The organism is Lysinibacillus sp. FSL W8-0992, assembly GCF_038008685.1.
Lineage (GTDB): Bacteria > Bacillota > Bacilli > Bacillales_A > Planococcaceae > Lysinibacillus.
Window position 1 is genome coordinate 1,585,174 of the sequence record NZ_JBBOZQ010000001.1, and the last position, 14,444, is coordinate 1,599,617.

13 protein-coding genes are annotated in these 14,444 nt (G+C 37.6%); all 13 read left to right on the plus strand.

Going from position 1 to position 14,444, the window contains the following annotated elements; genetic code table 11:
* Positions 1-14: 14 nt before the first annotated feature.
* The 13 genes from NSQ74_RS07690 (at position 15) to hisD (ending at position 14,444) form a co-directional block, all read left to right on the plus strand.
* On the plus strand, positions 15-1,889 hold the full coding sequence (locus NSQ74_RS07690; RefSeq protein WP_340822485.1) for an ABC transporter permease: 1,875 nt from the start codon (positions 15-17) through the stop codon (positions 1,887-1,889).
* Positions 1,890-2,030: 141 nt separating this feature from the next.
* Complete coding sequence (locus NSQ74_RS07695) at positions 2,031-3,581, plus strand: fatty acid--CoA ligase family protein (RefSeq protein WP_340822486.1); 1,551 nt, start codon at positions 2,031-2,033, stop codon at positions 3,579-3,581.
* A gap of 313 nt (positions 3,582-3,894) precedes the next feature.
* Positions 3,895-4,539, plus strand: a complete 645-nt coding sequence (locus tag NSQ74_RS07700) for a VTT domain-containing protein (protein ID WP_401014574.1) — start codon at positions 3,895-3,897, stop codon at positions 4,537-4,539.
* Positions 4,540-5,005: 466 nt separating this feature from the next.
* Complete coding sequence (locus tag NSQ74_RS07705; RefSeq protein ID WP_340822489.1) at positions 5,006-6,235, plus strand: EAL and HDOD domain-containing protein; 1,230 nt, start codon at positions 5,006-5,008, stop codon at positions 6,233-6,235.
* A 166-nt stretch (positions 6,236-6,401) separates the two neighbouring features.
* Entirely contained in the window at positions 6,402-7,250 is an 849-nt protein-coding gene (locus NSQ74_RS07710; RefSeq protein WP_340822491.1) for a YitT family protein, read from the plus strand.
* A 51-nt stretch (positions 7,251-7,301) separates the two neighbouring features.
* Positions 7,302-7,631, plus strand: coding sequence for a cytochrome c551 (gene cccB, locus NSQ74_RS07715; protein ID WP_340822493.1), 330 nt, complete (start codon positions 7,302-7,304; stop codon positions 7,629-7,631).
* Between the two features lie 225 nt (positions 7,632-7,856).
* Complete coding sequence (gene hprK, locus NSQ74_RS07720) at positions 7,857-8,792, plus strand: HPr(Ser) kinase/phosphatase (protein WP_340822494.1); 936 nt, start codon at positions 7,857-7,859, stop codon at positions 8,790-8,792.
* Positions 8,793-8,829: 37 nt separating this feature from the next.
* On the plus strand, positions 8,830-9,651 hold the full coding sequence (gene lgt / locus NSQ74_RS07725) for a prolipoprotein diacylglyceryl transferase (protein WP_340822495.1): 822 nt from the start codon (positions 8,830-8,832) through the stop codon (positions 9,649-9,651).
* Positions 9,652-9,663: 12 nt separating this feature from the next.
* Positions 9,664-10,305 carry a pyrophosphatase PpaX gene (gene ppaX, locus NSQ74_RS07730; RefSeq protein WP_340822497.1) on the plus strand — a complete coding sequence of 214 codons (642 nt, stop codon included), beginning with the start codon at positions 9,664-9,666 and terminating at the stop codon, positions 10,303-10,305.
* A 4-nt stretch (positions 10,306-10,309) separates the two neighbouring features.
* The gene (locus tag NSQ74_RS07735; RefSeq protein ID WP_340822498.1) at positions 10,310-10,852 is read left to right on the plus strand and encodes an acyltransferase; all 543 of its coding nucleotides are present in this window, start codon (positions 10,310-10,312) and stop codon (positions 10,850-10,852) included.
* A 445-nt stretch (positions 10,853-11,297) separates the two neighbouring features.
* Positions 11,298-12,470, plus strand: a complete 1,173-nt coding sequence (locus NSQ74_RS07740) for an ATP phosphoribosyltransferase regulatory subunit (protein ID WP_340822499.1) — start codon at positions 11,298-11,300, stop codon at positions 12,468-12,470.
* A complete protein-coding gene (gene hisG / locus NSQ74_RS07745; protein ID WP_340822501.1) occupies positions 12,463-13,086 on the plus strand; it encodes an ATP phosphoribosyltransferase in 624 nt (207 codons plus the stop codon). The genes NSQ74_RS07740 and hisG overlap by 8 nt, the downstream gene beginning before the upstream one ends.
* A gap of 83 nt (positions 13,087-13,169) precedes the next feature.
* Complete coding sequence (gene hisD / locus NSQ74_RS07750; protein WP_340822503.1) at positions 13,170-14,444, plus strand: histidinol dehydrogenase; 1,275 nt, start codon at positions 13,170-13,172, stop codon at positions 14,442-14,444.

Consider the following 14,444-nt stretch of genomic DNA (forward strand, 5'->3'; position numbering starts at 1 on the left):
ACGGGGCCTTTTTTATGGCGAGCTTTTTTTCCGTAGCTGTATTTTTTATCTATTCAATGCTGATGTTTCATCCAGATATTGAACGTGGCATTTTAGGAGAAGTATCGTTAGTCGGCATGATTGGTGCAGAAATCGTACTTGTTCTCTTTACATTGTTCTTTTTATATTATTCCATGAGTGCTTTTTTAGAGGCGAGATCACATGAGTTTGCTATTTTATTGCATCTTGGAATGGAAAAACGTCAAATGAACAAGCTTGTCTTTTTAGAAACAATGATTATCGGTGCGGGCTCTATTATTGTGGGCATTATTTTTGGCTTTTCATTTTCGAAGTTTTTCTTTATGATTGTTCGAGAAATTTTGCATTTAGAGGATTTACCGCTCTATGTTTCTTGGCAACCTTTTTTACTGACAATCGGTGTTTTTACTAGTGCGTTTGTCGTTATTTCTTTCATAAGCGTATATTTTACTCGTGAGAGAAAACTTCGCGATTTGATCAAGGGAAATGATTATATAAATAGCGAGACTAGCTATTCAAAGGTTCGTGCAACATATGGCATTGCTTTAATTTTAGCAACCTATGTGCTGGCATTTATCGTTTCTCATACGACAATGATTGGTCTTACGTTATTAATACCGTTCTCAGCAACTTTTGGAACTTACTATTTTTTTAGTGATTCAGTACCATTCTTTTTACAAATTGCACGTGGAAAACGTAAATTTAATTGGCAGCGCTATCGCCTCTTATCTTTAGCTGAACAAACACACATTATGAGGGATAATGTGAAAATGTTTTTCGTCGTAACGATGGTATCGACAATGGCATTTTTATCTGTTGGAGTATTGGCTACGATGTCCTCCTATACGACACAATACGATCGTTTAAATCCACTAGGTCTTATTTATAAAGGAGATAGCGATAACCCATATGAGGCTACGCACATTAATTCTCTACGCATCCAATTAGAGGAGAAGGGATTATCCTATCATTTATCCCGCTTTGTAGTTGTAAAGCAAACTTCCTCATATACACATAATGAGGTTGAGGTATTCCGAGAATCAGATATGAACGTCTTGTTATCCTCTTTTAACTATCCATTGATTAATCTAGAATCTGGAGAGGCAGTATTCATACCATATTCGGAAGAGTCTTTAAAAAAGCTTAAAAATAAAGAAGTTCAAACGGTTTTAGAAGAAAACTCTATACCTATTACGATAGATAGTGTATATCCTAAAATAGTATTCCCAGGATCAATAGTTAGTGTGAATTCTATTGTTATAAGTGATGAAGACTTTGTGAAACTTGTGAAGCCAATTACAAGTAAGGGTGTTGTGCAACCAAGCTATCATTTGTTTACTTTTGATATTCCGCAGTGGATGGAGACAAAAGAAATTGGTAAGGACATAGTTGAAATGGCATCAACTGAATATTTTAATAATATTAAGAAGGGCAAGCATAGCCCATTTTACTTTGAAAATGCAGGATTAAATTATTCTTATATACTAGCTACGTACTCATTATTTACATTAGTTGGTGTTTTAGTAGCGACTGTATTTTTACTAGCGGCTGGTAGTTTCATTTACTTTAAACTGCATACTTCCCTTGAACGAGAGAAGCGGAAATTTGATGTCTTAAAGCGAATGGGGTTAACAGACATAGAATTGAAAAAGCTGGTCAATCGCCATCTATTCCCGCAATTTTTCTTGCCGTGGAGTGTTGCTATGATGCATAGTGCCTTTGCCTTTTTTATGGTTCAAGGTATTTTAAAGGATATTGCTAATATTTCAATTGTTAAAGAAGTTTTCTTTGCATTTGGTTTTTTTGTTGTTATTCAAGTAATTTATTTTTACTTAATCCGTTGGCGATATATCTCACATATCCGTTCTTGAATATCTGTACAAAAGAGAAAAAAATGAATTTTTTAACGGTAATAATGACATGAAGTAAAAAGACTCATTGTCTTTTAGATATATTTCTTATATAATATTACTGAATAACGATTCATTTTATACGATAAGGGGATGGTGTAATTGAATTTAGTTTCATGTGTTCGTCAACAAGCAGCAGAGCAACCGGAAAAAATTGCGTATCATTTTATGGGGAAAGATACGACGTATGGGGAATTTGAACAAACAATTGGTCGCTTTGCACAGGGGTTACAAGATTTAGGGGTACAAAAAGGGGACCATGTGGCGTTTTTACTCGGCAATACGCCACATTATTTAATTGCTTTATATGCAACGATGCGTTTAGGAGCTACAGCAATTCCTGTAAATCCAATTTATACGCCAGATGAGATTTCTTATATTTTACGTAATGGAGATGTCAAGGCGGTTATTGCGCTCGATGCATTGCTTCCATTAGTAGAAGTAGGTGTACAAGCGTTTCCAGAAGTTGAGACATTTGTAGTTTGTGAAACAACAGCAGATGTAGCTGAAAAAGTAGCTGCTTTATCGGAAGAGGCAAAAGCGAAAACGCATTTATTTTCAAAGATCATTGCGCGTGCAACTGAATCACTTGAACCAGCGGACGTAGCAGATGATGAAACGGCAATTATATTATATACATCAGGAACAACAGGGAATCCAAAGGGTGCCATGCTGTCCCACGGAAATGTTTATTCAAATGCACGTGACGTCTCTACCTATTTAGGGTATAGAGCTGACGATCGCATTATTGCAACATTACCAGTTTTCCACGTATTTGCATTAACGGTAGTTGTCAACGCACCTTTAATCAGTGGCGCAACCGTTTTACTTGCACCGCGCTTTAGTCCGAGTGAAATTTTCACATTGGCGAAGGAGCAACAGGCAACGGTATTTGCTGGTGTCCCAACGATGTATAACTTTTTACATTTATTACCTGATGGCAAGCCGGAAGATTTTTCGACAATTCGTTTAGCCATTTCAGGAGGCGCATCTTTACCTGTTGCACTATTACATAATTTCGAGCAGAAATTTAATGTACGTGTATCAGAGGGGTATGGCTTATCAGAAGCTTCACCTGTAACATGCTTCAATCCATTAGACAGAGAACGGAAAGCAGGCTCTATCGGTACATCTATTAACAACGTCGAAAATAGAGTCGTTGATATCAATGGAAGAGAAGTTCCTGTTGGTGAGGTTGGCGAGTTAGTCGTTCGTGGTCCAAACGTAATGAAAGGCTACTATAAAATGCCTGAAGAAACTGCGATGGCCATCCGTGATGGTTGGTTATACACAGGGGATCTTGCAAAAGTAGATGACGAAGGATATTTTTATATCGTTGATCGCAAAAAGGATATGATTATTGTTGGAGGCTATAACGTATACCCGAGAGAAGTCGAGGAAGTGTTGTTTGCTCATGACAATATCGTAGAGGCGGCAGTAGTGGGCTATCCAGACCTTAACTTCGGTGAAGCAGTTCATGCATATATTGTGCTCAAAGAAGGAACGGCTACTACAGCAGATGATATATTAGAGTACTGTGCAAAACATATGGTGAAATACAAAGTTCCGAAAGTTGTCGAAATCTTGGACGAGCTACCGAAAAATACAACAGGTAAAATTTTGCGTCGTTCTTTAAAAGCGACAACAGTATAAGATTTTTAATAGAATTCATGTCCACCACAGAAAGTTAGTGGTGGGCTTTTATTTTGAAAATTGTTAATTGTATGGGTGCCTGGCACTCATACTGGGCACTTATACTAAATATGACTAAATAAGTTGAGTGCATAGAGCCGTAGTGATAAAATCAGTCATGTGCAAAACTTCTACATACTTTAAAAGGGCTTGTCATATAGTAGGGGAGTAGTAACTTGTATACTATGTTGTATTGATTTGGAACCCTTTTGTGCGTAACAACGTCCAAGCTTTTAGGAAAAATTAAATTGAAAGAGAGCATACAAAAACAATGATAGGACTCATTCAAGAGTTAATTAGTTTTATAATGCATATTGATGTGCATTTGGAAGAAATTATTCGTGATTTTGGTAATTGGAGTTATCTCATTCTATTTGCAATTGTGTTTGTCGAAACAGGTGTTGTCATTTTTCCATTTTTACCGGGTGATTCATTACTGTTCGCTAGTGGTACATTAACCGCAGCAATGGGAGCCTTTGATCTATGGATCCTAATTCCTGTATTTTTGGCTGCAGCAATTTTAGGGGATACAATGAATTATCATATTGGTCACAAAGTTGGTACTTCGATTCCACCTAAGAGCTTATTAGGCCGAATTGTTAAAAAGGAACGTATGGAGGCTGCGGAGAAGTTTTTCAACACGCATGGTGGGAAAACGATTGTTATTGCTCGATTCATGCCATTCATTCGTACGTTTATTCCATTTGTTGCAGGGGCAAGTAAGATGCATTATAGCTACTTTTTACTGTACAACATAGTAGGTGCAGTTTTATGGGTATTCAGCTGTACATTACTTGGTTATTTCTTTGGTAATATCCCAATTATTAAAGATAATTTCTCGGTAGTTCTTATTTTAATTATATTTATCTCAGTAGTACCAGCGGTTATTGGCGCTTTCAAATCTAAATTTGGGAAATAAATAGATGCTTCAGAAATGATTCTGAGGTATTCAGACTATAGACAACTTGAAAATTTCGAGTTTGTTTATAGTCTTTTTTATTGAAATATATTTAGAATTGCTACTCGCAAATTACGCTCTGCGTTCCAAATGAAGTTTCTAACATCCACTCCAAATTTAGAAAATCCCATTTCATTTTATTGCTTAATGTAATTATTATCTAAACAGTATATGGATTTCTTATAATTTATTTTATAATGCGATTAAAGGCTTATGACAAACACTTTATGTTGAGTGGCAAAATGGATGTTTATCAAAAAAGTATTATTTAGGACTACTCCAGTTACATAAGTAATAAATAGCCAATTGTATAGGTATATGTTAGTTGGAGGATAAGAAACAAATAATATAGTGCTGAAAAAATAAGCGTAAGGTACTGAAAGATGCTATAATAATTACTAGAAAATGGTGAATTGGAGGCAACGAAATGGAAGTATTTATCGGAAGACAGCCAATCTTTAATCTTCACGAACAGGTCGTTGCGTATGAATTGTTGTATCGAAATAAAAATGAAAATTCATTTCCTAATGTCGATTCAGATGCTGCAACTGTGGATGTGTTAGTGAACTCATTTTTATCAATAGGTATCGACGAGGTGACGAAAGGGAAGCCTTGTTTTGTTAATTTTACGGAAAACTTGCTTATGAGTTCAATCGAAGAATTTTTAAATCCTTCGCAAATAGTAATTGAGATTTTAGAGGATGTACCACTAACACCGAAATTAGTTGAGCGTGTCATTGAGCTGAAGGCGCATGGATTTACAATAGCTTTAGATGATTTTATTTTAAACAAAGATGTACAAATATATGAAAAACTTTTCCCTCATATTGATTATATAAAAGTGGATTTTTTATTTTCCTCTTTGCTTGAACGAATGGAAATTGAAAATATGGTAAAAGAAAATTTCCCTCATATTAAATTGCTTGCTGAAAAAGTGGAAACACAAAAACAATTTAAAGTAGCTAAGCATTCAGGATATGAGTTATTCCAAGGCTATTTTTTTGAGCAGCCTCAAATCATTAGAGCAATGGATATACCTGCAAATGCTATTCAATATTTCCATATAATTTCTCTGTTAAAAGAAGAAGAGCCAAATGTTCATCTGTTAGCGGAAAATATTGAACGCGATATATCGTTAACGTATAAATTATTAAAAATGATTAATAATTCTAGTAGACGCTCAAAATCAAAAGTGCGTTCAATTAAGCAAGCTATTTTATTACTAGGTTTAGCAAATCTACGTAAGTGGATCTATTTATTAGCTTTGCGTGAATTTGATGGTAAAACGGATTCAGATCTTTTCCAAGAATTAATGCGTACATCATTGTTCAGAGCAAAAGTTTGTGAAAAATTAGCAAAGCTATCCTATAAGCAAAACTTTTCTGAGTATTTTTTAGTCGGAATGTTTTCATTAATTGATACGATCTTACAAAGACCGATGAATGCTATTTTGCAGCAATTACCTTTTTCAGAGGCGATTACGGAAACAATTTTAGGTGGACAAACCGAGATGACACCATATTTAGAGTTTAGTATTGCCCTAGGTAAACTAGATTGGGAACGTCTAGAGCAATTAGCACCTCAAATTAATATTGAAATGGCAAGTATTGATCTTTTATATAATGAAGCTTTAGAATGGGCAGAAACATCATTATAATTAGGGGAAAACTACAGAAAATAAGCTACCAATGTTCACAAGGTAGCTTTTTTTGTTTGTTAGGTCGAGTTTCTCTTCATCAAGATGAAGTTCTCAACGTCAAAACTATTTGCTATAATCATTTCGTCTTTAGAAAAATTCTGATAGTTGAAGTGGGCGTGAGGAAATGAATCAATCACAAGATGTAAAGGCAAGTATTCTGGAATATGTGTATGTAATTGTTGGTGCCGCAATAGTGGCAATTGGTTTTAATGTATTTTTACTACCAAATCAAGTAGCTTCAGGAGGCGTTAGTGGCATAAGTACCATTTTACATGGCTTATTTGGCTGGAATCCTGGACTAGTACAATATGCATTTAATATCCCGTTGTTTTTAGCTGGAGTTCTAATACTTGGTAAAAAGTTTGGCGTAAAGTCTTTTGTTGGTACAATAACGTTACCGTTTATCGTCTTATTAACGAATAATTGGGAACCTTGGACTGATAACCCTTTACTTGGTGCACTTTTTGGAGGAATTGTTGTCGGATTAGGAATAGGTCTAGTCTTTAAGGGGAATGCTTCTACTGGTGGCACTGATTTACTAGCTCAAATTATTACAAAGTATACCGGATTTTCGCTTGGTACAAGTGTACTATTAATTGATGGAATTATCGCAATTAGTGCAGCAATTGTTTTTGACTTAGAAAAAGGACTCTATGCCTTAATCGGCCTTTATGTCACAACAAAAACGATTGATATTATTCAGCTTGGATTTAGTCAATCTAAAATGGTGTATATTATTACGTTGAAACAAGATGAAGTGCGTGATGCGATATATGCTGAAATTGATCGTGGTGTGACAAAATTGCCAGCAATTGGCGGTTATACTGGAGAAGCACGACCAGTTTTAATGGTTGTTGTCTATCAAACAGAGTTCACAAAGCTGAAACAACTCATTAAAAGCGTTGATCCATCTGCGTTTGTCATCGTTTCTGATGCCTATGAGGTGTTAGGTGAAGGTTTCAAGCGCGCATAAATTTGGTATAATAGCAATGGTAAGATATTCATTTACTTAGGAGGGGTACTAATGAAAAAAGCAATGTTAACATTAGTGTTCGGTTCAGCAATTTTCTTAGCTGCATGTGGTGGCGGCGGAGAAAAAAATAATGCTACAGGTAATAACGATACGGCTGCTGAACCAGACGGTAAAGCTATCGCAATGAAATCATGCGTTTCTTGTCATGGTGGTGAGCTACAAGGTATGGGTAATACACCTGCACTAAACAATGTAGGTTCTCGCTTATCTGAAGAAGAAATTTTAGACGTGATTAACAATGGTCGTGGGGCAATGCCAGCTGGACTTATTAAAGGTGCAGACGCTGAAGCTGTTGCCAAATGGTTAGCAACTCAAAAATAAATAAATGACAAAAACTAGCGGTTCTGGAGACCGCTAGTTTTTCTATTTGTTACTGTAAATGGTATATCTCTCGTAATTTTGCACTTGTATGTTACACCGCTGTCTAGAAGTAAGTATAATGGTGTTACTATATAAACATGCAAACAAGTGTAATTTCATTTCTTTTATACATAGGCATGCTAAAATAAAACAATATTCAATTCGTTTGAATGGAGGCTGCAAACATTGGTCGTAGTATTGACAAGGGACGTAATGGAAAAATTTAAGTTAGAACTATTAGGTGGCGAGGAAGGTATTGGAAGAACTATTACTACAAGTGATATTTCTAGACCTGGTTTAGAGATGGCTGGATATTTTACGCATTATCCTGCAAATCGAGTACAATTACTAGGCAAAACAGAGCTTTCCTTTTTCGAAATGTTACCAACGAATGTTAAACTAGAACGCATGCGTTTACTATGTTCACAGGATACGCCAGCTATCATTATATCTCGTGACCTAGAAGTGCCTGAGGAGCTTATTCAAGCTTCAAACGAAAAGCATGTACCCGTATTTAAAACACATATGACGACAACAAAATTTTCGAGTAGACTAACCAATTATTTAGAGGGACGTTTAGCTCCTATGACAGCTGCGCACGGCGTGTTGGTCGATGTATATGGTATTGGTGTGCTCATTATCGGAAAAAGCGGTGTTGGAAAAAGTGAAACAGCGCTAGAGCTTGTAAAAAAAGGGCACCGACTTGTTGCGGATGATTGTGTGGAAATTCGTCAGGAATCTGAGGATTTTTTAATAGGTAGTCCGCCACCGCTTTTAGAGCATTTATTGGAAATACGAGGTATTGGTATTATCGATATTATGACACTCTTTGGTGCAAGTGCCGTACGACCATATAAGCGTATTACTTTAATTATTGAGTTAGAAATATGGGATCCTACCAAAGTATATGATCGTTTAGGTTTAGAAGAAGAGAAAATGAAGATAATTGATACAGAACTGACAAAACTAACAATTCCAGTACGACCTGGACGAAATGTATCCGTAATTATCGAAGTAGCAGCTATGAATTACCGTTTAAAGAAAATGGGTGTCAATGCAGCTGAAGAGTTTTCAAGACGATTAGATGAAGTTATTTCTTCAACAGATGAATTAGACGATTAATAGGTAACAGATCGTTAAATATTGAGAGGAGCATAAGATGGATTTATTACTTTTAGACATTAACCCGATAGCCTTCCATTTAGGGCCGATTCCTGTACGTTGGTACGGATTGTTAATTGTATCGGGGATTATTTTAGCATATTTTGTTGGACAAAGAGAGGCTGTAAAACGCGGATTGCCCGAAGATTTTTTAGCTGACTTGTTATTATGGGCAGTACCGATTTCTATCATCTGCGCACGCATTTATTATGTTTCTATGCGTTGGGATTATTATAGTGAAAATCCAGGCAGCATTATTCAAATTTGGAATGGCGGTATTGCTATTCATGGTGCGCTAATAGGTGCATTTGTGACGGCTTACATATTTACTCGAAAAAAAGGGGTAAGCTTTTTACGCGTGGCAGATATTTTAGCGCCAAGTCTTTTAATTGGACAAATTATTGGCCGTTGGGGCAATTTTATGAATCAAGAGGCATTTGGTGGACCAGTATCCCGTTCATTTTTAGAAAACCTTATGCTACCAGATTGGATTATTAATCAAATGTACATCGAAGAACTAGGCACATATGTACATCCTACGTTTTTATATGAATCTGTATGGAATTTTGTCGGCTTATTAATTTTACTGGCATTACGTAAAGTGAATTTAAATCGTGGGGAAATATTCTTTAGCTATTTAATATGGTACTCAATTGGTCGTTTCTATATAGAAGGTTTACGTACAGATAGTCTATATTTAATTGGCGATATCCGATCAGCGCAGGTCGTTTCAATTATTGGTATTGTCATAGGGCTTGGGGCAATTATTTATCGAAGATTGAAAGTAAAGCCTGCAGTGAAATATTTGGACAATAAGTAAGGAGTGTAAAGGATGGCTGTAAAAGCATTGCTTTTTGATTTTGATGGTACATTATTAAATACAAATGACTTAATCATTCAATCATTTATGCACGTTTTAGAAGAGAGATTTCCCGGGCAATATTCGCCAAAAGATTGCCTAAAATTCATGGGTCCGTCATTAAAACAGACATTTAGTGATTTAACGCCAGGTGAAGAAGACGAAATGATGGCAAAATATCGCGCTTGGAATGAACCGCATCATGATGAGCTTGTGACCGAGTTCCCTGATGTTGTGTCAACTTTAGAGCAATTAAAGTCGATGGGTATTAAATTAGCCATTGTCTCAACAAAGCGCAATGCTATGATTGATCGCGGCTTGAACATTCTAGGTGCTAGTCATCTATTCGATGTGATAGTAGGGACAGATGATGTGCAAAATGTGAAGCCAGATCCAGAGCCAGTTTTACTTGCTTTATCACGTCTAGGTGCAGCAAAAGAAGACGCCATTATGATTGGTGATAATTCTCATGATATTGAAGCTGGGCATAATGCGGGTGTAAGAGCTGCAGGTGTCGCATGGTCAATTAAAGGGGAACAATATTTACAGCAGTTTAACCCAGAATATATATTGCAACATATGAAGGATTTACTTGATATTGTGAAAGAGGGGTAAATGCATGGCGCGTAAAACAGAAAGATATCGTGTCGAGGGAGCAAACTCGCTATGGAATGTATATGATACGGTGTCCTTTTGGAAGGTGATGAAGTGCTTCATTGTCATTCAAATTGGACGCTTCACACCTTTTTTACGCGTGAAGAACTGGCTGTATCGCACTTTTTTAAAAATGAAAATTGGTGACCAAACATCTATAGCTTTAATGGTCATGCCAGATACGATGTTTCCCGAGCGTATTCATGTCGGAAATAATACAGTCATTGGCTTTAATACGACAATTTTAGCGCATGAATACTTAATTGAAGAATATCGTCTAGGGGATGTCCATATTGGCAATGAAGTGATGGTAGGGGCTAATTCAACTATTTTACCTGGAGTGACGATAGGTGACGGAGCCATCGTGTCAGCCGCAACACTAGTACATAAGGATGTACCAGCAGGCTGTCTAGCAGGCGGTAACCCGATGCAAATTATTTATACAGCAGAACAGATGGCCGAGCGCAAACAGAAGGAAGTTGTGCAATGGTGTACGCCGAAAAAGTAAAAAAAGAGGCTGGATATAATTACTCCATGATGTAATTGCACTAGTTGATGGTAGCGGAGGCGGTGACTCCTGCGGGAAAAGCACAAAACGTAAGACGCAACAAACCGCGCGTTAGCGAGGGTTGCGGCTTACGGTGTGCCCGCGGAAAGCACCGCCGTAGCGGACATCAACGGCGTTGGAAAAAGTGTTAGATTGATTGCAGTCAATCTAACACTTTTTCTTTTGTCCTAGCTATTTTTACGTTATTCAAGCTGTGTAATAGAGATTGATAAAAGTTCCACTTTATATAAATAGGTGTATAATTAACTGAATAATAAGTAATTAAATTTTTAGAGAATTCAGTGCGTAATATATTGACTGAATAAAAGGAATGCGTTAAAATACTTTCATATTCTAATTCTCTAGTACTCTAGTGAGTTAAAGTGAAACGTGAGGAAGTGTCAACATGTCAGCGATTAAAATGTTTGAAAAGCCACTTGGTATGCGCGATAAATTTCCGCAAATTTATGAAAAAGTAGAAGCTGTAAGACATACAGGTCGAAGCTTTTTACGCTCAAGAGGCTATGAATTTATAAAAACGCCTACAGTAGAGTATTTCGATACAGTAGGTAAAGCATCTGCAATTTCCGATGCGCATTTATTCAAGCTTGTAGATAGTCAGGGTAATACGCTCGTCCTACGTCCTGATATGACAACACCGATTGCTCGAGTAGCCACTTCGAAATTATTAAAAGAAATGATACCGCTCCGCTTAGCTTACTTTGCTAGTGTATTCCGTGCACAGGAAACAGAAGGTGGACGGCCAGCAGAATTTGAGCAAATGGGTGTTGAGCTAATCGGTGATCATTCGGTATTTGCGGATGCTGAGGTAATCGCTACAGCAATGGAACTGTTAAAGCAGTTTGGTATAGAAAATTTCAAAGTAACGATTGGACATGCAGGTGTTTTAAATTGTATTTTACAGGACTATACAGAAAGTATCGAACAAGAAGACGCACTACGCACTTTGCTTGTGCAGCGTAACTATGTAGGCTTTGAAGAGGCAGTGGCATCATTTGATTTACCAAAGACAAAATCAGATGCATTGTTACAATTTATCGAAGAGGCAATGACTTTAAAGGAAATTCGAGATATTGAAAAATATGTGCGGAAAAATGACGCATTAGAATATATGCAACAGCTTGCAAAATTGTTAGAAGTTGCTGACTTAGCTCAGTATGTTGCGTTTGATTTTACACTATCAAGCCATATGAGCTATTACACAGGCATGTTATTTGAAGTGTTTGCATCAGGCAGTGGTTTCCCATTAGGAAATGGTGGACGTTATGATGGATTACTTGAAGTATTTGGCTCAAAAGTTGGGGCTACAGGCTTTAGTATTCGTGTAGACAGACTATTAGAAACGATAACAGCGCAAGCTTTGCAAAAGGAAGAAGCTGTCGTTGTGCTATTTGAGGAAGCAGACTTTGAGGTAGCTCTTGATAAGATACAAGCTTTAAGAGCAGCGGGAAAACAAGCGACCTTACAGTTAAGAAGTAGTTTAGTCGATGAAGCAGCCTTTTTAACGCATTTTACTGAGGTAGTTGTTGTTGGACAGGAGGAAGTTCGCGGTGAATGAATTAACGATTGCTATGCCGAAAGGGCGCATTTTTGAAGAGGCATACCAAATGCTTATCGAAGCAGGCTTTAATTTACCAGAAGAGGTTGAGATGACGCGTAAATTAATGATAGAAATTCCTGAAGAAAAAATTCGTTTTATACTAGCAAAACCTATGGATGTTCCTGTGTATGTCGAGCACGGTGTTGCAGATATAGGCATTGCCGGAAAAGATGTCTTATTGGAACAACAGCGAGTCGTCCATGAGCTTCTTGATTTAAGAATAAGTACATGCTATATCGCATCAGCAGGCTTACCTAATACGACGATGAACGAAATTGCGCCACGCATTGCGACAAAATATCCAAACATTGCGATGAAGTACTATAAAGGTATTGGCGAGCAAGTAGAAATTATTGAATTAAATGGGTCGATCGAGCTTGCACCGATGATAGGCTTAGCGGACCGTATAGTAGATATTGTATCGACAGGACGTACCCTTAAAGAAAATGGCTTAGTCGAGTATGAGTTTATTACGGATGTATCCTCGCGCTTAATTGCCAATCCAGTGAGCTATCGAATGAAAGGCGATCGCATCATTGACCTGGTAAAACGCTTAAAGAATTGCGTCGACTAATTAAATATCACGTGCTTCTACTTATATACTAGTTGCAAAAAGAGCGCTGCACGAATTGCTAGAAACCAAAGGGGACTTTTTTCATGAAAATAACAAAGTTAGCAAAAGGTATTTCCTTGAAACGACCACTTGAAGGTGGCAACGAAGAACAATTAAAGGTTGTACGACAAGTATTGGCGGATGTCCGAGCGCAAGGTGACATCGCAGTACGTACATATACAGAAAAATGGGATGGCTTTGCTCCTGACAATTTACGTGTCACAAAGGAAGAAATTGCAGAGGGCGTAAACGCGATAGATACACAGCTATATGCAGATTTAATGGAAGCTGCACAAAATATTCGTCTCTATCATGAGCAACAAAAGCGTTCTGGCTATCGAATGGAATTAGCAGATGGCTCCTGGCTTGGACAACGTATTACTGCGCTCGATGCAGTAGGTCTTTACGTTCCAGGAGGGACAGCTGCATATCCCTCCTCCGTATTGATGAACGTAATTCCTGCACAAGTAGCTGGGGTTAAGCGAATTGTTATTACATCACCTGCTGGTCGTGACGGTAAATTACCTGCTGGCGTGCTTGCTGCTGCTCATATTTTAGGAGTAGAAGAAGTATATAAAATTGGTGGTGCACAGGCAATTGCGGCACTTGCCTACGGAACGGAAACGATTCAAGCGGTCGATAAAATTACAGGCCCTGGCAATATTTTTGTTGCACTTGCTAAACGTGAAGTATTTGGTGAAGTCGCAATTGATATGATTGCGGGACCAAGTGAAATTGCAGTAATTGCAGATGAAACAGCCTTTGCAGATGAGGTTGCTGCAGATCTTTTATCACAGGCAGAGCATGATAAGATGGCTTGTGCCATTTTAGTGACAACATCTGAGCAACTTGCTAATAACGTAGCACTTGAAGTGGAAAAGCAATTAGCCACTTTACCACGTGAAGAAGTAGCACGTGCGTCAATAGAAAATTATGGTGCGATTTATATTGCCGAAACGATGTCAGATGCAGTAGACGCAATTAACTCATTAGCTCCAGAACATTTAGAAATCGTTACAAAAAATGCGGAAGCTGTGGCAGAGCAAGTACGTCACGCTGGCGGTATCTTTATCGGGCGATATAGCTCAGAGCCTGTTGGTGATTATTTTGCAGGCACAAACCATGTATTACCGACAAACAGCACAGCTCGTTTTGCAAGTGGTTTAAATGTAGATGACTTCGTGAAAAAATCGAGCATCGTTTATTACACTGAAAAAACGTGGGCCGATAATGCCCCGAAAATTGCACGCTTAGCTCGCATGGAAGGCCTAGAGGGGCATGCTCGTGCAGTAGAATCTCGTGGATGGGAAAAGGAGTAG

Excerpts from the sequence above, each read along its gene's own strand:
- NSQ74_RS07690 (WP_340822485.1), top strand. The coding sequence starts at position 15 with ATGGCGAGCTTTTTTTCCGTAGCTGTATTTTTTATCTATTCAATGCTG.
- NSQ74_RS07705 (WP_340822489.1), top strand. The coding sequence starts at position 5,006 with ATGGAAGTATTTATCGGAAGACAGCCAATCTTTAATCTTCACGAACAG.
- NSQ74_RS07710 (WP_340822491.1), top strand. The coding sequence starts at position 6,402 with ATGAATCAATCACAAGATGTAAAGGCAAGTATTCTGGAATATGTGTAT.
- cccB (WP_340822493.1), top strand. The coding sequence starts at position 7,302 with ATGAAAAAAGCAATGTTAACATTAGTGTTCGGTTCAGCAATTTTCTTA.
- lgt (WP_340822495.1), top strand. The coding sequence starts at position 8,830 with ATGGATTTATTACTTTTAGACATTAACCCGATAGCCTTCCATTTAGGG.
- ppaX (WP_340822497.1), top strand. The coding sequence starts at position 9,664 with ATGGCTGTAAAAGCATTGCTTTTTGATTTTGATGGTACATTATTAAAT.
- NSQ74_RS07735 (WP_340822498.1), top strand. The coding sequence starts at position 10,310 with ATGGCGCGTAAAACAGAAAGATATCGTGTCGAGGGAGCAAACTCGCTA.
- NSQ74_RS07740 (WP_340822499.1), top strand. The coding sequence starts at position 11,298 with ATGTCAGCGATTAAAATGTTTGAAAAGCCACTTGGTATGCGCGATAAA.
- hisD (WP_340822503.1), top strand. The coding sequence starts at position 13,170 with ATGAAAATAACAAAGTTAGCAAAAGGTATTTCCTTGAAACGACCACTT.